23 protein-coding genes are annotated in these 24,887 nt (G+C 28.0%); 2 read left to right on the forward strand and 21 right to left on the reverse strand.

Annotated features, from left to right (window positions below):
* Positions 1-16: 16 nt before the first annotated feature.
* The 5 genes from AXF11_RS02750 to AXF11_RS02770 form a co-directional block, all read right to left on the reverse strand.
* Positions 17-952, reverse strand: coding sequence for a hypothetical protein (locus tag AXF11_RS02750; RefSeq protein WP_068154718.1), 936 nt, complete (start codon positions 950-952; stop codon positions 17-19).
* Between the two features lie 19 nt (positions 953-971).
* A complete protein-coding gene (locus tag AXF11_RS02755) occupies positions 972-1,889 on the reverse strand; it encodes a DUF4299 family protein (protein WP_068154721.1) in 918 nt (305 codons plus the stop codon).
* 96 nt (positions 1,890-1,985) lie between these two features.
* Positions 1,986-2,333 (reverse strand): hypothetical protein, encoded by a 348-nt coding sequence (locus AXF11_RS02760; protein ID WP_068154723.1) that lies wholly within the window; start codon positions 2,331-2,333, stop codon positions 1,986-1,988.
* A 28-nt stretch (positions 2,334-2,361) separates the two neighbouring features.
* Positions 2,362-3,117 carry an RNA polymerase subunit sigma gene (locus tag AXF11_RS02765; RefSeq protein ID WP_068154725.1) on the reverse strand — a complete coding sequence of 252 codons (756 nt, stop codon included), beginning with the start codon at positions 3,115-3,117 and terminating at the stop codon, positions 2,362-2,364.
* 55 nt (positions 3,118-3,172) lie between these two features.
* Positions 3,173-3,469: a hypothetical protein gene (locus AXF11_RS02770; RefSeq protein WP_068154727.1), complete on the reverse strand. Its 297-nt coding sequence runs from the start codon at positions 3,467-3,469 to the stop codon at positions 3,173-3,175.
* 237 nt (positions 3,470-3,706) lie between these two features.
* Here AXF11_RS02770 and AXF11_RS02775 point away from each other — a divergent pair, with 237 nt between their 5' ends.
* Together AXF11_RS02775 and AXF11_RS02780 are read left to right on the forward strand one after the other, a co-directional pair.
* On the forward strand, positions 3,707-4,405 hold the full coding sequence (locus AXF11_RS02775) for an esterase (protein WP_068154729.1): 699 nt from the start codon (positions 3,707-3,709) through the stop codon (positions 4,403-4,405).
* Between the two features lie 170 nt (positions 4,406-4,575).
* Positions 4,576-5,043 carry a hypothetical protein gene (locus tag AXF11_RS02780; protein ID WP_068154731.1) on the forward strand — a complete coding sequence of 156 codons (468 nt, stop codon included), beginning with the start codon at positions 4,576-4,578 and terminating at the stop codon, positions 5,041-5,043.
* A 100-nt stretch (positions 5,044-5,143) separates the two neighbouring features.
* On the opposite strand, the gene AXF11_RS02785 is transcribed toward AXF11_RS02780, so the two are convergent.
* From AXF11_RS02785 to AXF11_RS02860, 16 genes are all read right to left on the reverse strand, one after another.
* Positions 5,144-6,355 (reverse strand): IS256 family transposase, encoded by a 1,212-nt coding sequence (locus AXF11_RS02785; protein WP_068153993.1) that lies wholly within the window; start codon positions 6,353-6,355, stop codon positions 5,144-5,146.
* A 319-nt stretch (positions 6,356-6,674) separates the two neighbouring features.
* Positions 6,675-7,640: an aldo/keto reductase gene (locus tag AXF11_RS02790; protein ID WP_068154733.1), complete on the reverse strand. Its 966-nt coding sequence runs from the start codon at positions 7,638-7,640 to the stop codon at positions 6,675-6,677.
* 53 nt (positions 7,641-7,693) lie between these two features.
* Positions 7,694-8,338: a putative quinol monooxygenase gene (locus AXF11_RS02795; protein WP_068154735.1), complete on the reverse strand. Its 645-nt coding sequence runs from the start codon at positions 8,336-8,338 to the stop codon at positions 7,694-7,696.
* Entirely contained in the window at positions 8,322-9,203 is an 882-nt protein-coding gene (locus AXF11_RS02800) for a LysR family transcriptional regulator (protein WP_068154737.1), read from the reverse strand. Before AXF11_RS02800 ends, AXF11_RS02795 begins: the two co-directional genes overlap by 17 nt.
* 36 nt (positions 9,204-9,239) lie before the next feature.
* The gene (locus AXF11_RS02805) at positions 9,240-9,986 is read right to left on the reverse strand and encodes a carboxymuconolactone decarboxylase family protein (RefSeq protein ID WP_068154739.1); all 747 of its coding nucleotides are present in this window, start codon (positions 9,984-9,986) and stop codon (positions 9,240-9,242) included.
* Between the two features lie 16 nt (positions 9,987-10,002).
* Positions 10,003-11,082, reverse strand: a complete 1,080-nt coding sequence (locus tag AXF11_RS02810) for an amidohydrolase family protein (RefSeq protein WP_197416843.1) — start codon at positions 11,080-11,082, stop codon at positions 10,003-10,005.
* 64 nt (positions 11,083-11,146) lie between these two features.
* Positions 11,147-11,620: a flavodoxin gene (locus tag AXF11_RS02815; RefSeq protein ID WP_068154743.1), complete on the reverse strand. Its 474-nt coding sequence runs from the start codon at positions 11,618-11,620 to the stop codon at positions 11,147-11,149.
* Between the two features lie 143 nt (positions 11,621-11,763).
* On the reverse strand, positions 11,764-13,467 hold the full coding sequence (locus AXF11_RS02820; protein ID WP_068154745.1) for an AAA family ATPase: 1,704 nt from the start codon (positions 13,465-13,467) through the stop codon (positions 11,764-11,766).
* A 247-nt stretch (positions 13,468-13,714) separates the two neighbouring features.
* A complete protein-coding gene (locus AXF11_RS02825) occupies positions 13,715-16,921 on the reverse strand; it encodes a DKNYY domain-containing protein (protein WP_068154747.1) in 3,207 nt (1,068 codons plus the stop codon).
* Between the two features lie 32 nt (positions 16,922-16,953).
* Positions 16,954-18,063 (reverse strand): DKNYY domain-containing protein, encoded by a 1,110-nt coding sequence (locus tag AXF11_RS02830; RefSeq protein WP_335338996.1) that lies wholly within the window; start codon positions 18,061-18,063, stop codon positions 16,954-16,956.
* Positions 18,064-18,114: 51 nt separating this feature from the next.
* The gene (locus AXF11_RS02835; RefSeq protein WP_068154751.1) at positions 18,115-19,926 is read right to left on the reverse strand and encodes an Hsp70 family protein; all 1,812 of its coding nucleotides are present in this window, start codon (positions 19,924-19,926) and stop codon (positions 18,115-18,117) included.
* Positions 19,904-21,439, reverse strand: a complete 1,536-nt coding sequence (locus AXF11_RS02840; RefSeq protein WP_068154752.1) for a DnaJ domain-containing protein — start codon at positions 21,437-21,439, stop codon at positions 19,904-19,906. The genes AXF11_RS02835 and AXF11_RS02840 overlap by 23 nt, the downstream gene beginning before the upstream one ends.
* Positions 21,440-21,520: 81 nt before the next feature.
* Entirely contained in the window at positions 21,521-22,183 is a 663-nt protein-coding gene (locus tag AXF11_RS02845) for a sakacin A production response regulator (RefSeq protein ID WP_068154753.1), read from the reverse strand.
* Positions 22,184-22,296: 113 nt separating this feature from the next.
* Positions 22,297-23,292 carry a YiiG family protein gene (locus AXF11_RS02850; protein ID WP_068154757.1) on the reverse strand — a complete coding sequence of 332 codons (996 nt, stop codon included), beginning with the start codon at positions 23,290-23,292 and terminating at the stop codon, positions 22,297-22,299.
* 85 nt (positions 23,293-23,377) lie between these two features.
* Positions 23,378-23,875, reverse strand: coding sequence for a very short patch repair endonuclease (locus AXF11_RS02855; RefSeq protein ID WP_068154760.1), 498 nt, complete (start codon positions 23,873-23,875; stop codon positions 23,378-23,380).
* Positions 23,876-23,886: 11 nt separating this feature from the next.
* Positions 23,887-24,876: a DNA cytosine methyltransferase gene (locus AXF11_RS02860; protein WP_068154761.1), complete on the reverse strand. Its 990-nt coding sequence runs from the start codon at positions 24,874-24,876 to the stop codon at positions 23,887-23,889.
* Positions 24,877-24,887: the final 11 nt, after the last annotated feature.

The following is a 24,887-nucleotide window of genomic DNA, read 5'->3' on the forward strand; positions in this document are numbered from 1 at the left end:
TATAAGCCTCCAAATATTATTTTTTTCTAATAAGCATAAAAATAGAAATTATTACAAGAGTAATACCTAAAATGATACCACTTAATCCAATAACTTTATATAATTCAATATATTTTAACAAGCTAACATCAGAATTTTGAATTCCAATATGAGCAACATAAAGAATGAAAATTCCAAAAATAAATATTAGAATTCCACTAACAAATAATAAAATATACCCAGGAAATGAATAATCTTTTTTTGTTAAACTTCTCTTTTTAAAAGGAGAAGTACTATATGAATTTGTGTTTTCAGGAACATTTACACCTGCATCTTCAATTAATTTTATACTTGTTATATAGCTTGTTCCAAAAATTCCTTTTCCAAAAGTACAAGAAAATTTAGAGCCAACTTTATCTATAAAAATTTTGTGTCTCCACATCCCAGTAGAATACAAATCTGGAGAATCTTTAAATTTAAAAATATAAATGTGGGTAAGAGATCTTCTACTTTTATAAATAGTAAAATAATCTCCTAAAACTACTTCTTGCGTTTCTCTATTGTGTATAAAAATTCTGTCCACTATCTTAAAAAGTATAGCCCAAGATATAAGAAGACTTGGAATAAAAATATATAAAGGTGAATTTCCTAATGTTATTATGTTTGATTTAACAATAATATACCAAATGGGTATAGCAAAAATAACAGTTGCTATAGAAATTGAAACAAAATTATAACTTGTATTATAATCAATATATGAATTACCACTAGCACGCATTCCTTTACTATGATAACATAATCTTGAAATTAAGTGTAGTAATCCAAAAGCACAAATTGCTATTCCCTGTAAAGAAGAGCTGCTATTAAAATATAATATTCCACCTAATACAAAAGAAGCTATTGAAAACAATATTGATAAATCTATTAAAACTGATAATAAAGAAAAAATAAACAAATATGCTAAAAATAACATTACTCACTCTCCACAGTTTTTATTTCACTAATCCTAAAAGTTCTTCCCTATTTAACGGTTCAACCATAATATATGAAGCATCTATGAATCTATATTTATTTTCCGGTAAATTTTTAATAAAGTCATCATAATCCAAATGTGCAACAACATTATAACTGTTTCGATCATTTTCATCTCCATCAATAGTTACCAATCCAATATTCCAGAAAGCAATATCTTCATTTTTAACCATATCTGAATTTTCAAATTCAACACTAGGTTTATAAGGAAGTATCGTCCTAAGATTTTGTGTAAGAGTATAAGCTCCTATTATTTCCCCGTCTTCCTTATTTCTGAAAAATCGCTGATTTGCTGAGAAGGCATCTAAATATTGTATTTCCTTTACCATATTAGAAAAAGTATCAATAGGGCTATTTGAATTTTCTATTTTATCAATCATTTCTTGATTAAAGGAAACAATCCTATTTACTCCAAAAATACTGTAAAGAGTCGAATCTTCACCTTTAACCCGTGATGAAATTCCTTCTATTCCATAAAGTATATCACCTTCATAGTCAAATTTATCAATATTATCAACTGTATATTCTTCTCCCGTTTCACTTATAATTTTTGAATCAAATTTTTTAGCCAATGCTTTTATATATTCCAATGCCAGAAGCCAATCTTCTCTGGACGATGGTGTAAAAACCCTTATGCTATAATTTTTATTTTTATTATCATAATACAATTCAAATCCTCTTGCACTTTGCTTACCATCTCCTATTAAAAGACACTGATAATTAGAAACAGGAGATAACAGCAAATCATTAATGTCAATATTTCCAGTATTGTAGCTGTAAAGCTCCGTATCCAGCAAACTCAATGCAGTTTCAACATTTAAAACCGGTTCATAACCTAAAAATTTTTTCTTGTTTTTTACATAAAAACTTATACTCATTTTTTAACCTCCGTATTTTTTTTATTTACTAATTTATTATTTTTATCGCCACTTTATTTTTTAATTTTATTCAAATTTCTAAAAAGATATAATACATCATTTTACTAATTTGCTTAATTTTTCTTTCAACTCATCATCAACTTCAATTTTTTCTAAGTTTTCTATATTTTCTTCATTTATAGCAGTATGATACAAAAAAACGCCATCCATTGCACCATCTGCCCAAGGAATTCCATTCTCCTCTTCTTGAGGCAAAGCAAAATCTTCAGGTAATTTTCCACACTCTCGAATAGAAGATTTTATTAATTCATACATAGATAAATTTTTGTTTTCCAATTTTTTATTCTCCTTTTTTTCTAATTTTTTTGTTATCATTAATTTTTTTATTAGAAAAATAATTGTTACTACAACTACAATAATAAGTATATTTTGAAAAAATTCCATAAATCCTTCATTATAATTTTACTATATTTTACCATTCATTTACAAAATATAAAAGAGCAAGCCTAATTTGTGTCAAAAGTTCTTCCGTAAGACTGTCATATTCACTTTCAAGCCCCTTTTCGTGTGCATAATAAGGAGGGCTGTCATTCCAGGAACCCATTCCACCAAAAACATTAGAAATATCTGAGGCATAAAAAAGGAGTTTATTAATTTTGGGTAATTCAGAAAAATATATTCCATAAAAAGTTTTTTGTATATTTTCAATCTCTTCGCCATTTAAAATACTAATAGCTTTTCTAAAGATATTTCCAAAATTTTGAAAATCAATTTTATCAGCTAAAATTGCTATTCTATTCAATACATCTTTAAAATCTTCTGTATTATCATAAAATTTAGGTTTTGCTTTTAGAGGGGGTTCCCATTCATGTTCTGTGTAAATAATGTGCCATTCATTATTGTAATCTTCCCATTTTGGAGTAAAATAAGTAACTAATTTATTGTCAAAAAAGCAGACTATACTAGCTTGACTTATATTAGTAAAATTAAGAAAATTACTATCTTTTATAGGTAGAGGAATTAAGAACTTAATATTTTGTAATCCTCTATCAATACAATAATCAAACCATTCCTCAACACTTTTAGCCTTATATTTTTTATTATTAAAAAATATAAATTCAACTTTTTTTTCATAATATATGGGCTTATATCTAATCCTATTTCTTTTTTCCAAAGCACTTTTAGTGGCCAATACAATATTACATATTTGTGCTATTTCTATATTCATTAAAAATAACCTCCATTTGAATATTTTGTACATAATTCTGAGCAGTTCAACAGTTTTATCTCATTATATGCTCATCTAACTGAATAAAGCAAACAATTTTTTTATTTTTCAGTTTATCTACACTTGGTAATATATTATTTTCCTCGTCATCTTCCAATCCTACCTGAGCAATTAAATGGTTGGAAAATTCATCTTCGTAAATATCGCAGGTAATAAACGGAACACCTTTAATACACAGGGCATTCTGCACATCTACATAATAGATTGTATTTCTAAATACATCAAGGGTTGATTCATTAATAATAATTTTAACTTTTCCAACATAAAAAATTTCTTTTTTCCTTCTAAACATTTCATTATCCTCTCTATAAATATTCTTTTGTTGATAGAGTTTACAAAAATTCCAGATTTTATCAAGTATTTTAGTTTATTTTACCATAATTTAAAAAAAAATTAAATATATTTAAGCAAAGAAAAAAATTATAAATAGTATAAATAAATTGAATAAAATTTTTAAAAACATATGTTATAATTAATTATATTAATCAAAATTTATTTAAAATAAATTCAATATTAAAAAGGAGCTGCTATGAAAAAATTAAATTTAAAAATAGAAGACAACGAATGTATTTTGTATATGAAGGAAAATAAAAATACGGAATATGTTTTAATTCAGCCTGTCGACGAACATGATATTGATGTTCTTGATAACGAAGTAAGATATATTTCTGAAAATACAAGTAAAAATTTTAGCCTTGCCGCATTTAAAATAGACGACTGGAACAGCGAACTGACTCCATGGGAAATGCCTCTTCTTCGTGGAAAAGGCAATTTTGGAAATGAAGCTGGTAAAACATTAGAGTTTATAAAGGAAAAATTGATTCCAAGTTTGGCAGAATTTATGAATATTCAAGATAAGAACGTGAAGTATATTTTAGGTGGATATTCTCTTGCTGGGTTATTTTCGCTTTGGAGCGGTTATCAGACAGATATTTTTGATGGAATAGCTGGAGTTTCACCATCGGTTTGGTATAAGGATTGGATAAAATTTGTGAAAAACAATGAGATTTTGGCAAAAAATGTTTATTTGAGTCTTGGGGATTTGGAAGAAAAGACTAAACATCAGGTTTTATCGAAGATTGGGGATAATATAAGGGAATATTTTGAAATTTTGAGAAATTATGAAAATGTAGAAAAATGTATTTTAGATTGGAATGAAGGAAATCATTTTAGAGATTCGGATGTGCGGACTGGGAAGGGGTTTCGTTGGGTTTTGGAGAATGTTTAAGTATGATAAAAAACACTTATAAAATGGATTTATCAATATTTAGCTTTAGTTTTAAATATTAATATTATTTATAATTAACAATAAATTAATCCAAAATAAAGTTTAGACAAATCTGGGGGGGTATAATACAATTAATAAATTTTAAAAATTTTTAGAAAGGAGAAAAATAAATGAAATTAAAATTTAGAAAAGTATTTTTACTTAGAAAAATATTAGTGCTATTAGGTGTTTTGATTTTATCTTCAATTTCTTATTCGTATCAACATAAATTATCAGAGCCACTTGATAACTTTAATTATTTATTATGTACTTCAGTAAGACCTAGTTATCAATCTGAGAAGGGTGTTCTAAGAGTAAATTTAGATAATTGTGCTGTAGATAGAGGAGACCTTAGTAATAATAATTTTTTTTGGAGTGGAAATATGGGTATAAGAACAGAAAATGTTTCTGAATTACAAAAATATTTAAATGACAATAATGCAATAATAATGTTAAAATGTGGGATAAAAGGTTATACAAATTTTTTTAAAGATTCATACATTGAAGTACAAAGAAAAGATATTGTCATTACTGATTATGATGGTTTTTTAAAAAGATATAAAGCTAAGTATGACGATTATGGGTGTATTCCCAAATAATTAAATTGAAAAAAAAGGCTGGAAATAGAGAGTGTCCAGAATTTTGTGTAAACTCAAAATATAATATATGGTACAGGATGGTATTTTTATCATCCTGTTTTTAAATCCTTCCTTCAAAATAAATACTTAACTGAGAATATATTTCTCCCCAGCCCGGTATTCTTCCAGTCCATTTCCTTGTTGCTTCCTTTAAACTTAAATATACTGACTTCATCAATGCTTCATCTGTCGGATAAAGTGATTTTGTCTTCGTATACTTTCTTAATTGTCTGTTTAAGCTTTCTATCGGGTTTGTCGTATATATCAGCTTTCTTATCTTTGTATCATATTTAAAGTATGTTGTCAACTCATTCCAGTTACTTCTCCAGGAATTAATTACTGCCATATACTTTTTACCCCATTTTTCTTCTAGTTCATCCAGTTTAAACTCTGCCTGTTCCAGTGTTGGTGCATTGTACATTTCTTTTAAGTCTGATGTAAATTCCCTTACATCTTTGTAAGATATGTATCTTATGCTGTTTCTAATTTGATGAACCACACATTTTTGAATTTCTGTCTTAGGGAACACCGAAGATATTGCTTCGCTGAACCCTTTTAAATTATCAACAGACATAATTAGTATATCCTGAACTCCTCTGTTTTTTAATTCATTTAAAACATTTAGCCAGTACTTGCTTGATTCATTTTCTCCTATCCAAAATCCTAAGACCTCCTTTCGCCCTTCCTTATCTATTCCTATAGCTAAATATACCGCCTTTTTAACAACAACTCCATCTTTTCTTACGCTGTAATGGATAGCATCCATAAAAACTATTGGGTATACATCCTCAAGCTGTCTAGACTGCCATTCCCTAATTTCAGGTATAATTTTATCTGTAATTTTACTGATCATAGATGGCGAAACATCAATTCCATAAAGATTATTGAGATGGTCCTCGATATCTCTATTGCTCATTCCTTTAGCATAAAGAGAAAGAATCTGTCCTTCAATGCCAGTAATTTCTCTTTGATATTTAGGGATGATTTGAGGCTCAAACTCAGCATTTCTATCTCTAGGAATATCTAAATCAAGATTGCCATACTCACTTCTAACAGTTTTCTTGGAATGTCCATTTCTAGCATTAGAAGTAGTCTTATCTTTCATAGAATGTTTAGCATACCCCAGTTCATGCTCAATTTCAGCTTCAAGCATGGTTTGGATAGTACCCGAAAGCAAATCCTTAAGCATATCCTTAATATCATTAGTATCTTTAATATTGTAATCCTCAATCAGTGTTTTAAAAATTTCGTTGTCAATTTTCTTTTTAGTCATAACAAAAACCTCCAAATATTATACAGTTATTTTACCATATATTATCTAGAGGTTTACACAAAAATTTTTACACACCCTGGAAATATTAAAACAGCCTTTTTTAACAATGAATATAAGTTTTTTTATTTCACTTATTAAATTAATTATACAATATTTTTTTATAAAAAAGGGAGTAAAGACACACTCCCTTTATTCTGTGTTTACACAAATTTATTTAACTAATTCCACAATTTTTCAGCATATTTCAACGCTTTTATGCTTATTCCTTCAAACTATCGTTTCTCTAAACACTAGATATAAAGCTCATCCTATGAATAAACTACATCGAACTTTCCCATTCACCTTTCACAGTAACACCTGTACTAATAGCTACTCTATCCATAAGCTCAACATCTTCATCACTTAATTCAACACTTGCAGCTCTTTTGGCATCATCAACTTGATTAGGTTTTGTAACTCCAATTATTGGAATTGTTCCTTTTGCTATTGCCCAGGCAGTCGCAATTTCAGGAATTGTTGCAGAATATTTTCCACCTAAAATTTTCATTTCATAAAATAATGGCTCTAATTTTGCCAAAGTTTCAGGCGGGAATGCTTCACCCCTTCTTGTTCCAGCTGGCAAGGGATTTTCTTTTGTATATTTTCCAGATAAAGCGCCTTGTTCAAGTACCATGTATGAAAACACTGCGATATTATTTTCCTTGCAATAATCTAAAATTCCAGTTGTTTCAATTGTTTTGTAAAGTAAGCTAAAATGATTTTGAATAGCATGCAACTGAAATCCAGCTTCTTTCAAAATATTATTCACATATTTTATTTGTTCCAAATTGTGGTTAGAAACTCCTACTTTTTTCACTTTTCCTGATCTTAACACATCAACCAATTTAGGTGCCCATTTCTCCATATCTTTTGTATTGTGTATCCAATAAATATCAATAACTTTCTTTTTCAATCTTTCTAAACTTTCATCAAGAAATTCAAAAATTGCATTATCTCCTCTTCCTTCAGCAAGTTCAGGTGTAAATTTTGTAGAAATTATCGCATCACTTCTATCTTTTACAAATTCTCCCAAAATAGTTTCAGATTGACCACTCGCATAAACAGTGGCAGTATCCCACAATTTTAGTCCCAAATCCATTGCTCTATCAAAAACAGGTTTCAATTCATCTTTTCCTAATTTATTTCCAAAAATCGAATCTCCTCCAGCGATTCCTCCAAATCCCCAAGACCAAGTTCCTAGTGCTACTTTAGGCACATCTATTTCCTGTATTTTTGTTGTTTTCATTTGAAATCATCTCCATTTTTTATATATTTTTCCAAAGTTCAAAATTAATATTTTTATTTTACATAATTTAAATTACCTTTATTTAATAATTTTATACCTTCAATATTTATAAATTCTTTATTTTCAATTATATTTTCCGTTTGCTCAATATATTTTTTAAAATGAGCTGTTTTTCTGTGATTCTGATACGCTTTTTCATTTTCATAAATTTCAAAAAAGTACCATTTATTCAGATTTCCTGTTGCCGTCGCAGCATAAATTACATAAACACCTTCTTCTTTTATCGACTGCTTCATTTCATCAAGTACAATTTCCCTGAAAGCATCATTAAATCCTTCTTTTACATCAACTGTAACATAATTTACACGAGTATTTCTTGTTTGCACAAACTTTTTATCTCCTATATACTCTGGCATTACTTGGATTTTCTTTTTATGCTCAGTCAAAATTGCTGGCGACTTTTTTAAAAATTCTTTATATTGTTCTGACTTGACATGTTCCTGGTAACTTTTCTCATCTTCATAAACTTCAAACATATAAGTCATATTGGGATTTTCTTTTTCCTGAACCAAATACATCCCAAGTGTACCTTCATCATTTAAAACTGACTTTGTAATATTATTTTTACCAACTGCCACATATGCATTTTTTTCGTTTTCTTTGACCCCAAGCTCAAAAATATTAAAAATTGGTAGCATTTCTTTTCTCCTCAATAAATTTAATAAATTTTTCTGTCGCCACTGAATATTTTAAACACGGTTTCCAAGCCAAAATTGTCTTAGAAATTGCTGCTTTATAAAATGGAATAAATTTCAAATCTTCAAAATTATTCTCTAATTTTAAGCAAACTGCCATTCCCATTCCATTTTTCACCATCATCGCAGCATTATAAACCAGTGTGAAAGTAGCACCAACATTTAATTTCTCCATAGGAATTCCCATCCAATTTGTAAATTCATTTTGAATTAATTTATTTTTAGAAATAATTACCGATTCTTTTTTTATTTCTTCTGGATAAATAAATTTATTTGAAGCCAATTTATGGTCTTTTCTAACCAAAAGTCCCCATTCTTCAATCTGTTTCAATCTTATAAATTTATACTTTTCCTTATTTATATAGTCAAATACAAGTCCCATATCCAAAAAACCGTGTTCAATTCTATAAATAATATCTTCGGCTGTCCCACTATAAATGTCAAATTTAACATTTGGATACTTTTCCTGAAATTCCGAGAGTAATTTTGCAAGTTCATTCATTCCCAAAAATTCGCCACATCCAATAGATATTTCTCCAGCAACAATTTCATTGTCATAAGACAGCTCTTTTTTCGTTTTTTCTGTTAAATAAAGTATTTCTCTCGCCCTTCTCTGCAAAAATTCCCCATCGTCAGTCAATAAAATTTTACGATTACTTCTCGTAAAAAGTTTGACTCCCAGCTCTTCCTCAAGCTGTGCCAATTGCCGTGATAATGTCGGTTGTGTGATATAAAGTGATTTTGCCGCTTTCGTTATATTTTCCTCTTTTGCAATCATCAAAAAATATTTTAAAATTCTTAATTCCATAAATCCTCATTCATTTTATAATTTTTTTATACTAACTTATCTCGCATTCACCGCTTTTGGCAACTTTTCATATTCATCTTCTGACAATATCCCAAACCATTCAGTCGAACCGCCATCTGACAAGGCAATATGCGTAAACCAACTGTCTTTTGCCGCTCCATGCCAATGCTTAACATTTTTAGGAATATTCACAACATCTCCTGGATGTAATTCTACTGCTTGTTTCCCGTCTTCTTGATACCAGCCGTATCCATCAGTCACCAATAATACTTGTCCATTTGAATGAGAATGCCAGTTATTTATAACTCCTGGCTCGAAAACAACATTGTGAACACCAACTTTTAAAGTGTCATTCGGCTCAACTAATGTTTTTAAATAAGTTTTCCCATTAAAATATTTTGCATAAGCCTCGTTATAATCGCCTTTCCCAAACAAGCTGTTTACAGGATTAGCCGTCCCATCTTCTGAATAGATCTCTTTCAAAAGCCGAAATACAGCCCAAGCTTTTGGCCATCCCACATAAAATCCTAAATGTGTAACAGCCTCTGCCAATTCTTCTCTTGTAACCCCATTTTCCAAAGCACTTTTTAAATGAAATTTCAAAGAACTATCCAAAATTCCACTCGCCATAAGTCCAGTGACCGTAATCAAACTTCTATCCCTAGCCGATAACTTATCCTCTCTTGCCCAAACTTCTCCAAACAAAACGTCATCATTCAATTGTGCAAATTTTGGTGCAATATTACCTAATAAATCTCTTCCTGCAGTAATTTTTTTTCTCATTTTCTTTTACCTCTGTTTAATCAAATTTCACATTCAATATATTTTCTAAATTTTTACGATATATTTTATATCTAGTTGTTTCACTTACATTTAAATTTTCGATAGATTCTATCACATCAACAGTTGCACCAGCTGGCTGCATTCCCACAGGAGCATCAGTTGCAAAAATTACCTTATCTTCCCCAAAATAATCAATTGCCATATCCACAGCCTTTGTATTTCCAATAATTGCCGTGTCAACATAAAATTTCTTAAAATCATCTGCATATTCTTTTGGCATCACAAGTGGCAATCGGTTTGCAAAAAACGGAACCATCGCACCAGCATGATGAACTAATATTTTAATATTTGGATATTTCTTAAAAATTCCAGCCATTACAATTTCATTCATAGCCTGTGTCTGTTCATATTCCCACGAAAATATGATATTGTTATTATTTTTACTCATATCATACACAGGATGCAAAAATATTACCACATCATTTTTTGCCACTGCCTCAAATATTGGCAAATATTCATCACTTGCAATTGACTTTCCAAGAGCCTTTGAAAACAACTGAATTCCAAACATTTCTTTATTTTTACCAACTTGTTCATTAATAATTCTTACCGCTCCATCGACATTATTCATCGGAACCATTCCAACAGCCCCCACGAATAAGTCTGAATTGTCTTTTACTGTTTCTATCAATTCTTCATTAGCTTTTCTTGTAATTTCATAAGTTTTTTCTCTATCTTTTATAAAATCTTCAGGATTAAAATTTATCATTGAAATAATTTCTTTAACATCCGAATATTCATTATGATATTTTCTTCTTGCATCCACATTTACTAAAGGCTCATTTATTAATGTACCAAACATTTGAGGAATTTTAGGATTTAATTCCTTAATGTCTTTAAAAAAATTTGGTGTCAAAATATGTGTAAAAGCATCAATTTTCAAATCTTTTTTTCTATTTAAAAATACTTCACTTCTGTCTTTCAGTTTAAAATTATTTTGATTTTCTTTCATAAATTCTCCAGTAATTTTCACAATTCTATCATTTACTGGATTTACACTCGTTATATTTTTAGATTCTGTTTTCTTTATATTCATTTTTATCCTTTCTTTTTAAGCTTCATTTGAGTTTGGCAATATGTTATTTATAATTATCAACAAATTATAATTTTTTAGTCCAAGCTCCAATGCTTTCCAAGCTTTCATTCCACTCAAATCTTTTGCCTTCAATAATATTCAATTCCGAATAATTTTTTTTCAAAAAATCTGTTGAGCCTTTTATCCCGCTTCCACCTGATGTCGCAAAAGTGATTATCTTTTTCCCACTCAAATTATGTTTTTCAATAAAAGTCTGAATAATACGAGGCGGAATATACCACCAAACTGGAAATCCAACAAACACAGTATCATAATCATCAATATTCTCTACAACATTTTCAATTTCTGGGCGGCTAAATTCATCATTCATTTCCACTGAACTTCTACTTTTTTTGTCGTTCCAATTCAAATCCTCAGAAGTATACTCAACTTGCGGTTTTATCTCAAACAAATTTCCCCCAGTCGCTTTTGCCAATTTTTCTGCAACTTTTTTTGTTGTCCCTGTCGCTGAAAAGTAAGCTACTAATATTTTATTCATAAAAAATCACCTCTTAAAATTAGATAAAATCTAAATTTTTTATTTTCTTATAATTTATTTTACAATATTTATCCTATTATATCAAATACTTATTTTTTATAACCAGTTATGCTTTAAAAGCATATCTTAAAAACTATTTCCTATTATTCTCTTTCAAACTTTATTTCAAATTCTTTTCCCAAAAATGCAATCCCAATTTTCAAAAGTTTCTCAACTCCAGCATTTTTTAAAACTGAACTATATTCTTTCTCATCAATCTGCTTTAATGCAACTTCACATTCTTTTTCAAGTTTTTCATGAATTTTATTATCATTTAAATTTTTCACTTCATTAATAATTTTCAACTTAATAATAATTCCTTCTTTTCCTTCCAAAATATTTTTAGGTTTTAAAAGTAAATCATATCTTCCTTTTCCCGCAAAATTATTCGATGTAATTTCGTATTCATTTTTCAAAGTTAAAATTAATCCTAACATCAATCCGTGATAAAATTGCTCTTTGTAAGTTCCACTCACATCAAATATTCCAGCATTTTCCAATAAAATTTCTTTTAGATATTTTTTGAAATTTGAAATATCACCATTTGTAAGCGCATTAGTCATATCCAAAAAAATTCCAGTATTTTTAAAATATACTTCAATAAACATATCCGAAAACATTTCTAAAATTTCTTTATTGGGTATTTTTATATTGACAATTTTTTTCATTTCATCATATTTTTCTGCCAGAGTCAAGTAACCACTATGAAAAAATAAATTCCAAATATTTTTTTCAAAATTTGCTTCCAAATTACCAAAAGTCATATTATCATTAATGATTTTTAATATACTTTTTTTATCAAGAAGTTTTGTGAAATCATCAAAAATAGTGTCTCTTAACTTTTTCAAATACAATTTAATAAGACCATTTCCACTTGTGTTTACCCAATAAGGTTTCAATTTTCCATTTTTTAAAAAATTGATAATAGACCACGGATTATAAACTTGTCTATTTCCAAATAAATAACCATTATACCATTTTTGGACATCTTTCAATTCATACTCCAAACCAAAATCTTCGAGTGATTTCTCCACTTCGTTTTCTATAATCCCAAAATATTCTGTAAATTCATCATCTAAAATTGTATGAACTTCTAAATTATTCAACCCAGAAAAAATATTTTCCTTAGCAATCCTCAAAATCCCAGTCATAACTCCCATTTCAAGATACTCATTATCTTTCAAAACAGCTCCGTAAAAACTTTTAAAAAAATCAATAGTTTCATCGTAATATCCCTCGATATAGGAATTTATTATTGGTTGATCATATTCATCTATTAAAACGATCACTTTTTTTCCATAAAAATCATACAAATAATTTGAAAGATCCACCAACGAATTTTTCCAATTAGCAAGATTAGCCTCCTCCATCAATATCGAATCAAACTTTTTCTTTTTTCTTGTACTAAGTTTTTCCTTCACAAACTCAAATTCATCATACAAGCCAGAAATAATATCTTTAATCATATCAAATCCATTTTTCCAATCTTTTTCCTGATACTTCTTAAACGAAACCGAAATCACAGGAAAATTCCCCTGCATGCCAAAATATTCACTTTTAGAAATATTCAACCCTTCAAACAATCTCCTGTTCTCATCTTTATTCTTAACATCAAAAAAGTATTTAAGCATCGACATATTCAATGTTTTTCCAAATCGTCTAGGACGAGTAAATAGTTTTACTTCAGAACCATCCTTTAAAATATTTTCAATTAGATTGGTTTTATCAAAATAATAATAGTCATTTTTGATAATTTTTTTGAAATCAGATATTCCAATTGGCAATTTTGCTTTAATCCCAATGTCCATATTAAATTTACCCCTTTCTTTTTTCAATTATTTCTTTAAGATATAGTAATTTCTTGCTCTGCATATTATCCTTTTTTTCTTTTCAATTCCTGTTTTTATTATATCATTTTTTTGAAATTTACCCTATTTAATTCCTCTATTTTCTCTAATCTTTTCTCCACGATAATATTCACCATTCTTATCTTTTGCATAATTTCCTACTAAACCCAATAACATTAAAATTTTTAGCAAACTTTTTTCATATGTCTTACTCCTTCTCCAACATTTCCTCCTCAAATTCAATCGGATTTTTCCCTTCCATTCTTTTTCCTTCAAAATAAACATTATTCTTATCTTTCCCATATTTCCCACTCATCGTTACTTCAAAACTATCTCTATCTGCTCCATTTATTTTTACAAATTTTTCTCCGTTCAAGAAATAAACTCCGTTTTTATCTTTGAAATAATTTGAACCATCTATTGGTGTATCAAATCTTTCAAGAGTTTTTAAGTCGATGTTTTTGCTGTCGAGTGGAATTATTTTATCTTTTTGATTTTCACTTTCCAGCAATTTGTAAGCTCCATTTTTGTCAACTAAAATTTTATCATACGAAATTCCACCATCAAAATAGTTAAAGTTATTTGAACTGATTTTCTTCAATTTCTTCCCTCGATAAAACACACTATTTTTATCTTTTATCCAAAGCCCGTCTATTCCTTCGGCACTCTTAACATCTATTCCTTTTATTTTTTCTCCTTCAAAATAAACATTGTTTTTGTCTTTTGCAATAAAAGTATAATTTTCGTTGTCATATTTAAATGAATTTGGATCTGCTCCTTCCATTTTCTTAAACTCATTTTCTCCAAAATAATAGAGATTTTTATCGTCTTTATAATAATTTCCGCCTATTTCTTCAAAATTTTCAAGATTGACTTTTTCATTGATTGGAATTAATTTTATCTCATTTTTTTCTTCATCTTCGTCAATTTTATAAAGTCTGTTTTTATCTTTTATAAAATTAAATTCTATTTTTTCAAAACTTGCAGCATCGATTCCATCCAATTTTTTATTTTTATAATAAATATTATTTTTATCTTTCGCAAAATTATAATCCAAGTCTTTGAATGTTTTCAAGTCAGCATTTTCTATTTTATGTAAATTTCCAGAATCTTCGTAGTAAATACTATTTTTATCTTTAAAATAATAATCGCTATCATCAACTTTTTTAAAACTTCTCAAATCCAATCCTTTTAAGTTCAACTTTCTAGTTTTTATTTCTGAATTTTCATTTTCTTCTGAAATATTTTCCAAAAAATATACTCCATTTTTATCTTTTATCATTTCATAGTTCAATGCTTCAAATGTCTTTGGATCAATTCCATCCACTTTGTACTCAAAAATATAAAGATTTTTATCATCTCTTGCAAAATTACCATCCATAATTTCAAATGTTTTTAGATTTGCACCAGCCAATTTTTCAAGTTTCATTTTGTCATCTCTATCATTCAAAAAATATATGTTATTCTTATCTTTGTAATATTTGTTGTAAGAATCCCCCAAAAATTCAAAACTCGGAATGTCAACTCCTTTTGTATCTAAAACTTCCACTTTATAAGTAATCCCATCACTTTCTCTATCCAAATAGTAAACATTCTTATAATCTTTTACAAAATCTAAACTATCATTTAATACTTCAAACCCTTTGGAACTCACACCTTTCAACTTCTGATTTCCAATAAAAACACTATTTTTATCTTTTGAAATAATTCCAAACTCAAATGTAGACGGATCTGCTCCTTTTAATATTTTTAAAGAGACTTTTCCATTATTTTCATCAACATAATAAACTGAATTTTTATCTTTGTAATTTAATCCACCAAAAATATCTTCAAAACTTGCTACATCAATATTAAGATTTTTAATCGGTTCTACTTTCACTTTGTCATTATCATTTGCAGAAATTTCATAAACATTTTTCTTATCTTTCAAATAAATCTCATTAAAGATTTTAAGCCCATCTAGTTCTACAAAATCCAATTTTTCTCCAAAACAATAAACATTTTTACTATCCACTCCATAATTTCCGTTTACAACTTTAAATGTATTTCTATCAACATTTTTCACAATTTTTACTTTTCCACGCTCATTATCTACAAAGTAAACATTTTCCCCATCTCTCAAATAATTACTAAAGTTAGAATTTCCATCATCCAAGTATTCCAAATTATTTACATCTATTTTCAAATTAATCTTCTCAATTTTCCCGTTAGAATAATAATAAAGGTTATTTTTATCCTTTATAAAATCATTTAATTTCATCACTTTTTCAGCACTTTTCACATCAATGTCGCTTTTAATTTTTTTCAAGTCACTATCTGAATGATAATAAAAACTATTTTTATCTTTATACAAATTAGACATCTCAAAATATTTAAATGTATCAAAATCAATATTCAAGCTATCTATTTTCTTTATTTCAAATCTTTCATTATTATCTGAATCCTTTTCATTTACAGTCATCAAATAATGGTCGTTGCCACTTTGAAGAATATAGTCGCTATTTCCCAACGCTTCAACAACTTTAGCATTATTCGAAGAAATTCCATCTATTTTTTCTCCAAAATAATAAACTCCATTTTTATCCTTTCCAATTTCCTTACTCAAAGTATTAAAACTATTTCTATCAATATTTTTCAACATTTCCAAATCATAAGGATTATAATCCTTTAAAGCAAAGACATTATTTTTATCTCTAAAATAATAACTTTCTCCCATTCTTTCAAAAGTTTTCGCATCTACTCCTGTAACATCTTTATTATCCTCAATGTAAAAAACTCTGTTCTTATCTTTTGCTAGCCCATCTTCAAAATATTTAAAGCTTTTAATATCTATATTTCCTAGCTTTTCCCCTTTAGAATAAACATTATTTTTATCTCTGGCAATATATTCCACCAAAATTTCAAAAGAATTTTTATCTGCTCCAGTTATTTTTCTCAAATCATCTTTATGAAAATAAACGCTATTTTTATCCGTATAATAGTCTGTTAAAAAAGCTTTTTTATTTTCTAAAACTTTAAAACTTTTCACATCAAGTCCATCAATCGACACTTTTTTTGGTTTTATTTCATCAATTGAAAAAAAAGAAAGTGAATCAGTTTTAAGATTATACAAATTTTTGTAATCCTTCACATACTTTTCATCCAAAATTTCAAATTTTTTAGTTGAAACATCTTTTAATTTTTTCCCAAGAAAATAAACATTTTTGCTATCTTTCCCAAAATAGCCGATAATTTTCATCCTATCTTCTCCCAAATTTTCAAAAGTCTTTGCATCCGCACCTTTCACTTTCAACTTAATCTCAAGATATGGCATTTCATAATAAACTTCTCCATCCTTTTTCAAATACTCAGCATTTGCGATAGTTCCCGCTAAAATAAATAAAACCAATATTTTTAGTAAACTTTTTCTTTTCATAATATTTGCTCCTTTTTTATCTTATCAATCTTTTATTCTCTTTCTGTTTTTATAAGATTCATATTTTCATCAATTTTATAAAATTCGTTATTATATTTTATTTGATTTTCTACAATTTTAAAGTAATTTGGATTAACATTATTTAACTTTTTCCCTTGATAATAAACATTGTTTTTATCCTTTGCATATAAGTATTCAATAACTTGAAACGTTTTGTAATCAGCATTTTCTATCTTTTTTATTTCTACATTTTCTTCATCCACATAATAGACATTCTTTTCATCTTTTATATATTCATTACTTTTTTCGCCATTTTTTTCCTTCAAAAATTTAAGTGTTTTTATATCAGCCTCATTTTTAAATTTAATAAGCGTTTTTCCCTTTTTTATATCATCAGTATCATCATAATAATAAAAATTATTTTTATCTTTATAAACTCTCATGGAAAAACTTTCAAAAGTATCCCTGTCAATTGGGAAATCCATTTTTTTCGCATATATTTTTTCATTCGAATTATTTTCATAAACAAGATAAAAATCATTCCCGCTTTTAATTATGTTATCAGGAACACTGCTTAATAAAGTCCAAAAATTAAAATTATTCGGACTTACACCCTTCACTTTTTGTCCATAAAAATACAGATTATTCTTATCTTTAGCATAAAAATAGTCCAAATAAGCAAACGTCTCCAAATCAACTTTTTCATCAATTTTTTTCATATCAAAATAAGCATTGTTCTTATCTTTAAAATAATAATCTCCAACTGATTTAAGCGTTTTTGTATCCACATCTTTCAATTCCTTTTTTTCATCAGCATCAAAAACAATTTTTTCATCCTTCACAAAATGACTTCCAAATATTTTAGCACTTTTAGGATCTATCTTTTCAATCTTTTCCCCTTGATAATAAATATTATTCTTATCTTTTGCAAAATCATTTTCCAATATTTCAAATGATTTTTTATCTATATTTTTTAATAATTTCGGCTTTTGTTCCATCCACTCCCGATAATAAATTTCTCCATTTCTTTTTATATATTCTGCATTCACAATATTTCCTGCCAAAATTGACAACCCAAATATTTTCAACGATTTTTTTATTTTCATAATCATTTTCTCCTTATAAAAAGTTACGTTTATTATTTATAAAAGTCCACAAATCTCAGTAAACACAATATTTTAAAATTTATTTTTCTAATTCCAAAATTTCAGTTCATCTTCTTCCATAATTTCTTCATCTTCATTCTCATTAATATCTAACAAAATATCATCAATTCCCAAATCATTCATTTCTGGGTCAATTTTATCAAGAAAATTGGTAAATTCTCTTTTAGCCTTTTGAATACTAATCTTATCACCTGTACGAACAATCAAGCTATATTTGTCTAAATAAGACGAAATACGATTACGGATTTCCATATTTACAATTTCAGAAAAAATCCTATTTGCTCTTTCTATTAGCAACTTGTCTTTGTATTGATTTTCTGATTGAATTTTCAATTCTTCCAAGATTTTAATTCTTTCATTTTTTTCTTCTTCTGACATTTCTCCATTGATAATAAGTTTATTTCTCTTTTCTCCTGTACTCAATGCAGTCACTTCCACTTCCAAAATACCATTTATATCATAAGTAAATCTCACTTCAACATTTTCACGCCCAGCCAAATTTTTTGGAACATTTATTTCAAAATCTCCCAAAAATAAATTTTCAGCTATATTTAAACTTTCTCCTTGATAAATCGCAATTCTTATCACTGTCTGATTATCTTCTGTCGTAGAAAAAAATGAGGATCTGCTTGTAGGAACTGTCGCATTTCGAGAAATAATTGGTGCAAATCTTTCTCCAATCACTTCAATTCCAAGCGTAAACGGACATACATCTGTCAAAATTCTTTCCTTAAACGCTTTATTTCTCTCCTTCATTCCAACAGTTACTCCAACTCCATAAGCCACAACCGTATCTGGATTTTGAACTATTGATACAAGTTTTTTCCCATCAACAAAATTTGTACTATCCAAAAATGTATTTTCTCCACGCATTTTGTTAAAATATTTCTCTACAAACTCTTCAATAATACCTAGTTTTACACCTCCGCCAACTAAAATTACTTTTTCTATCTCGTGAGCACTCGTATTTCCGTCTTGCAATGCTTTGTCTATCGCATTTTTTATTTTCACAAGTAACGGTTTCACTGCTTCTCTAAATTCCTTCTGAGTAATTTTCATTTTATAATTTGTTTTCCCAATTTCCATTTCTATTTCTACATCTTTTATACTTATTAATTTTTTTGCTCTATCAGCCTTCGTGTACAATTTTACTCTTTCATCACGACTCAAATCCAATACAGATTTCTGAATATTTTTCAAAAAAATTTCGCATATTTTTGTAGTAAAATCTTCCCCGCCGAGCATCGTATCCCCACTTATAGAAATCACTTCCATAATATTTTCAAATGTTTCGAGCAAAGTAACATCAAATGTCCCGCCACCCAAATCAAGCACCAAAAATTTTAAATTTTTGTCTAAAATATAACTTCCTAGTGACAAAGCAGCAGCTGTTGGCTCATTTATAAGCCTTTCTACTGTAATTCCTGCCAATTCTGCCGCTATTTTTGTATCCTTTCTCTGTTTATCATTAAAATACGCTGGAACACTGATAATCGCTCTATCTATTTTTTCATTTAACTGTCTTTCCGCATTTTCCTTCAAATGTTTCAACACAATCGAAGAAAGCATTTGCGCATCAAAAACTTTATCTTTTATTTTGATTCTCGCACTTGTTCCCATTTTTCTTTTAAAATTACTTGCAGTTTCTCCAGAGTTCATCATCCTTCTCTCTTTCGCCAATTCTCCTACAGTTATCTCATTATTTTCATCAATTCCCACAACAGACGGAATCAAAATATTTCCATACTCATTTTTTACAAATTGTATTTCTCCATTATCATCAATATATGTAGCCAGACTATTCGTTGTCCCCAAATCAATTCCAATCATTCTTCCCATTTTCATTTCCTCCTTGATATTTTTTTAAGACAAATACATCTAATGTATTTAATACTTGTTTTGAAAAATCTTTTAATCGATTATATCTAATATTTATAGTTACAATCATTTTTGTGATTATAATTGCATTAAAAAATATATATTGTAATATTAATTTCAAATAAGGTATATAGCCTAAATTTATTGATGCTTCATCACCAGTCTGAATAATTTTCCCTATCAAAATTATTCCACTAATTAATAAAATAGACAGATAACTAGATATTCCATATTTTTTACTCCATTTAAAATCTTTTTCATTCGCAATATTAATCCAATCTATAATCGTAAACAAAATAATTCCTATCATCGCCACATTTTTAAATATATAAATAACACAAATTATTGCGAATACCGCTGCCATCCAAGCTAAAAATTTCAAAAAACTTATCACAGTCAAATACAATACCATCACTATTGAACTCATTACCGTCATTACAGATTTAAAATTATTTTTTGAGTTTTCTTCATTTTTGTTATTAAAATTTTTCATAGAATTACTAATTTTGCGATACGAATTTTTAATTTCACTTTCATATTCATCTTTTATCATATGCATTCCAATTCTACGCAACATATATTTAAAAATATTTTTATCTTTGCCTACCGCATCAAAAGGATACAATGCAATATTTATTCCAAATACCTTAAAAACCATGACATTCAAGTAATTTTGGATAAACATGTCATACCCTTTTTCATTTTGCCAAATATTTTTACTCTTAATTTCTTTTGCAATTTCATCTAAAATTTTATTATCCGTCTTAGAATTTCTTTGATTTTTTCCTAAAATTTCTAAAACAATGTCATTTTGTTCATTAGAATCACCAAGATTATAAATCAAAAGTTTTTTTTCAATATCAGTTATATTGCTCCAATCGTTATTTTTCCCCAAAATTTCTCTAATTTGCCTCTTCTCAAATTCATCAAAATTATAATGATATTTAGATAAAAGTACATCGTACTCATATAGTGGACGATTTTCTGAAAAAACAAGTTTTCTAAATTGCTCCAGCCATTCAGATATTGATTTTTTCTGTTCTTCTTTTTCCTTAAAATTATTTGTATTCTCTTTTTCCTCTTTATTTTTTTCAAAAGTCTTTTCATTCTCATAATTATTTTTATTAGAAAAAATATTCTCAAATTTATTTTCATTCTTTCCTTCAGAAAAAATATCTTCAAAATTTCCAAAAAAAGATTTTTCTTTATTTTCTTCAAAATCCTTTTTCACTCTTTCAAAAAACTTTGTATCTTCGTCATTTTTCTCAGCCGTCTCACTCTCTGATTTCACTTCATCAAAATCAGATTTTTCAAACTCCAAAGCAACTCTATACGCTTCATTAATCCTCATAAACATCTCAGGAAACTCTTCAGGATGATATTTTTTCAACATTTTAGAATATGCAATTTTTATTTTCTTCTTATCATCTGTTGGCTCTATTTCCAGTATTTTAAACGCTTCATCAAAATTCAAAATTATCACTCCTAATTTTTTCTCAAATAATAGATACAATAAACAGTCTATCTATACTTTAAATTTAAACAACTTTATTATTTAGTGAGTAGCAACATAAAATGGCATAAGCAATCTAATTCCTTTCAAAAATTCCTCAACAAGCTCATCCAAACTCTCAAATCTTTCAATTTCTTCCACATCAAACTTAACCAAAACTTTCCTAATTTTCCCATTTTTCCACTCTTTAAGAAATCTTTTTCTATTACTTTCATTTCCCTCAAATCTATCCAAAGCACAGTTTTCCTTACTTTTTGAAAATTGCACAAAATAATAAAGCGGTTTATCAATCGGCACTTCCAAAACTTTATTCTGATTTTCAAGCGTATTTTCCCCAATTTTTCTCTCAACAAAACTCACTTCAAGCGAAATCCCAACTTTTCTAGTTTTCTCATTTTTAAAAACTCTCAAAGCGATCCCTGATTCACTTTCACTATCCCCATCTTGCCGCAAAAATACCCAAAGATAAGGTCTTGCAATCTGAGCCTGATTCATCCAACTACTAACTTTTTGCAAATGAAATCCATCTGTCTTTTCTTCTAAAGCCTTTGCAATTTCCGTAAAAACTTTTCTAGCATTTTGCCCATTTTTCCTAAAAAGCTCCATATCTTCCCTTAAATCTCCCGCCTTTTCAGGTTTTACATATTTTTTTCCTTCATAATTTGTATATTCGATTAATGGGTTATAGTTAAATTTTTTTGTCATATTTATCATCCTTTTTGTTTAATTTCTATTTTTAAAATTATAACATATTTTATTAAAATAAAAAACTATACTAAATTTTAAACTAGTATAGCTTTTATACAAATATTGTTATGTTACTTATTCATACTATTGTATTCTTTTACAAGCTCGTTAAATGATTTGATAACGTTTTCTGGCGACCCTGTTTCATTTTCCAAGAAGAATTGATCTCTTAATGAAAATTCAGATATTGGTTTTTTTGCTTCAATTCTTTCCACAAGATTAGCTAAACTAGCTTTAAAATTATCAGCTTTATTTGTGAAACCAGTTAAATCATAATCTTTATAACCTTCTTTTTTCATTTGTTTTTCATCTTTTGCGTATTTATTAAATTCTCCTACCACATTAATTAATTTTTCCTGTAAAGCTTTAAATTTAGCCGCATCTCCAGAAACTACATCTGCCCCAGTTAATTTTTGTCTGCTAATTTCATTTAGCACTTCTTCTCCCACGCTCAAAATCATCATTCTGTTATACGCAATTACTCTTCCTTCTTTTTGCAGTTGCTTAGCTTCCTTTTCCCTTTGCTCAACTATTTTTTTATCCATTTCTGTTCTAAATGCCAAAACTGCTACATCATATTTTTTTAGAATTTCTAAAAATTTTGTATGAAATTCCTGAGCTTTCTTGTAATTGTCACTTGTATAGTCTTTTCCAGAATAATAAGAATTCATATCATCTGCTAATGGTTTCAATTCTTTAAATACTGCAAGTAAATTTTCCGAAGTCTTGTCAAGTTCTGCCATTTTAGGTTTTGCCGGTATTGCTTTTTCCAACTCTGTTATAATATTCTTAACATCGTAAAAATCTGCATCTACACTTCCATCCGGCTTTTTAAATTGAGCTTCTGCCCCAACTTCTTTAAAATAAGAATTAGCTGTCTTTTCAAAGCTATGCAATTTATTATAAATTTCAATATACAAATTATATTTTTCAACTTCATTAACTTTCTTATTTGTTCCCCCAATATTTTTTAAGTCAGGCCCTTTATCCTTACCATTTCCTTTTTTTCCACACGAAATTACAAGTAACAGCATCAATAACGTTACTAATACTTTTGTTTTTTTCATTCTTATCAACTCTCTTTCTTTAATTTATTTTTTCTAAAAAAATCAAAAATTTTTATATTTTAATTTTTAATAATTATAAAATTTATTATTTGTAAGGTGTACTTTTCTCTGCAACTTCCATCTGCACTGAAATATCCTCTTCCTCATAATTAAAAACCCTTTCAATCCTATCCCTTAAAATTTTTAGATATTTTCCCCTATACTCTTCATTCCGTTGCATTTTGTTAACTTCACATTCCCAAATCGTAATAACGCTAATATCCCGCTCAAAAAGTTTCTCACGAACCTCAACATCCCGCTCCACATTCCTCCTAAACTTCTCTTTCCAAAATTCCATATGTGTCTTAGGAAAAGTAGCAATTTTACAATCCTTATGCCTATGCCAAAAGCATCCATTCACAAATATCGCAGTATTATATTTCAAAATAAAAATATCAGGCGTTCCTGGAAGCTGTGAATAATTCACTCTGTACCTATATCCCATTTTATAAAGTAATTTCCGAATATAAATTTCAAGTTTTGTATTTTTGGATTTTATTCTTGCCATGTTCTGGCTTCTTGTGAGAGGTTTTTTCTTTTTCATTTTTATTTTCCTTAATAATTATTATCAAGTATTTTCTTTATATTTTCTGCAATTGCTTCTATAACTGTAACTGTAACTGTGTTGCCTAACTGTTTATAAAGATGAGTATCAGCCACTGTTAGCTTAAAATCATCTGGGAATCCTTGTAATCTAGCCCATTCTCTAGGCGTTAATTTTCGAATAAATTCTCTATTTATTTTTCCTTTTATATTTGTTACTGGCTTAAAGTTTGTTAATTTTTCATCAACAATTAAATTTCTTTCTCTTCCTATTCCACCACATACTAATGTTCTAGCAATTTCATTTTTATCTCTTATTTCATATCCAAATCCATTTCCTTTTAATTTATGTCTTTGTTTATGTTTTCTTAAGCATTCTAGATAAACATCAGATAAATAATACTTAGGAGAAACTTCTTTTTTTTCTAAAATATCAATAATTTTTTTGCTGTCATCTTTTTTTCTCGGAAAAATAAAATTTGACGAATCAATATTTTTTCTAAAAGCGACTATGTATACTCTTTCTCTGTTTTGTGGAACTCCAAAATTTTTACTATTAATAATTTCACTATATACTTTATAGCCCATATTTTCTAAAATTTCTGTTATCTTTTTAAAAGTTTTTCCATTGTCATGATTTACAAGATTCTTAACATTCTCACAAAATATAACTTTAGGTTTATGATATTTTGCTATTCTAACTACATCAAAAAATAAAGTCCCCCTAGCATCTTCAAATCCTTTTTTAAATCCTGCAAGCGAAAAAGCCTGACAAGGAAAACCTGCTAACAATATATCGTGTTTTGGTATTTCTTTTTCATCTATTTTGGTTATATCTCCATTTATATTTAGTTTATCAGTAAAATTTGCTTTATAGGTTTCTTGTGCTTTTTTATCTATTTCACTAATAAATATTGTTTCAATATTTTTTTTAAATGCATATTCAAATCCAAGTCGCACTCCACCTATCCCAGCAAATAAATCTATTGATTTATAGTACATCCTATCTCCAT

It is taken from the genome of Leptotrichia sp. oral taxon 847, from assembly GCF_001553645.1.
In the GTDB taxonomy this organism is placed as follows: Bacteria; Fusobacteriota; Fusobacteriia; order Fusobacteriales; family Leptotrichiaceae; genus Leptotrichia.

What these genes read in the sequence shown, in the direction of transcription:
- AXF11_RS02835 (WP_068154751.1), bottom strand. Translation starts at nt 19,926, where the DNA reads ATGGGAAGAATGATTGGAATTGATTTGGGGACAACGAATAGTCTGGCT.
- AXF11_RS02780 (WP_068154731.1), top strand. Translation starts at nt 4,576, where the DNA reads ATGAAATTAAAATTTAGAAAAGTATTTTTACTTAGAAAAATATTAGTG.
- AXF11_RS02765 (WP_068154725.1), bottom strand. Translation starts at nt 3,117, where the DNA reads ATGAATATAGAAATAGCACAAATATGTAATATTGTATTGGCCACTAAA.
- AXF11_RS02825 (WP_068154747.1), bottom strand. Translation starts at nt 16,921, where the DNA reads ATGAAAAGAAAAAGTTTACTAAAAATATTGGTTTTATTTATTTTAGCG.
- AXF11_RS02785 (WP_068153993.1), bottom strand. Translation starts at nt 6,355, where the DNA reads ATGACTAAAAAGAAAATTGACAACGAAATTTTTAAAACACTGATTGAG.
- AXF11_RS02810 (WP_197416843.1), bottom strand. Translation starts at nt 11,082, where the DNA reads ATGAATATAAAGAAAACAGAATCTAAAAATATAACGAGTGTAAATCCA.
- AXF11_RS02755 (WP_068154721.1), bottom strand. Translation starts at nt 1,889, where the DNA reads ATGAGTATAAGTTTTTATGTAAAAAACAAGAAAAAATTTTTAGGTTAT.
- AXF11_RS02760 (WP_068154723.1), bottom strand. Translation starts at nt 2,333, where the DNA reads ATGGAATTTTTTCAAAATATACTTATTATTGTAGTTGTAGTAACAATT.
- AXF11_RS02750 (WP_068154718.1), bottom strand. Translation starts at nt 952, where the DNA reads ATGTTATTTTTAGCATATTTGTTTATTTTTTCTTTATTATCAGTTTTA.
- AXF11_RS02805 (WP_068154739.1), bottom strand. Translation starts at nt 9,986, where the DNA reads ATGAGAAAAAAAATTACTGCAGGAAGAGATTTATTAGGTAATATTGCA.
- AXF11_RS02820 (WP_068154745.1), bottom strand. Translation starts at nt 13,467, where the DNA reads ATGGACATTGGGATTAAAGCAAAATTGCCAATTGGAATATCTGATTTC.
- AXF11_RS02860 (WP_068154761.1), bottom strand. Translation starts at nt 24,876, where the DNA reads ATGTACTATAAATCAATAGATTTATTTGCTGGGATAGGTGGAGTGCGA.
- AXF11_RS02845 (WP_068154753.1), bottom strand. Translation starts at nt 22,183, where the DNA reads ATGACAAAAAAATTTAACTATAACCCATTAATCGAATATACAAATTAT.
- AXF11_RS02775 (WP_068154729.1), top strand. Translation starts at nt 3,707, where the DNA reads ATGAAAAAATTAAATTTAAAAATAGAAGACAACGAATGTATTTTGTAT.
- AXF11_RS02770 (WP_068154727.1), bottom strand. Translation starts at nt 3,469, where the DNA reads ATGTTTAGAAGGAAAAAAGAAATTTTTTATGTTGGAAAAGTTAAAATT.
- AXF11_RS02790 (WP_068154733.1), bottom strand. Translation starts at nt 7,640, where the DNA reads ATGAAAACAACAAAAATACAGGAAATAGATGTGCCTAAAGTAGCACTA.
- AXF11_RS02800 (WP_068154737.1), bottom strand. Translation starts at nt 9,203, where the DNA reads ATGGAATTAAGAATTTTAAAATATTTTTTGATGATTGCAAAAGAGGAA.
- AXF11_RS02850 (WP_068154757.1), bottom strand. Translation starts at nt 23,292, where the DNA reads ATGAAAAAAACAAAAGTATTAGTAACGTTATTGATGCTGTTACTTGTA.
- AXF11_RS02855 (WP_068154760.1), bottom strand. Translation starts at nt 23,875, where the DNA reads ATGAAAAAGAAAAAACCTCTCACAAGAAGCCAGAACATGGCAAGAATA.
- AXF11_RS02795 (WP_068154735.1), bottom strand. Translation starts at nt 8,338, where the DNA reads ATGCTACCAATTTTTAATATTTTTGAGCTTGGGGTCAAAGAAAACGAA.
- AXF11_RS02815 (WP_068154743.1), bottom strand. Translation starts at nt 11,620, where the DNA reads ATGAATAAAATATTAGTAGCTTACTTTTCAGCGACAGGGACAACAAAA.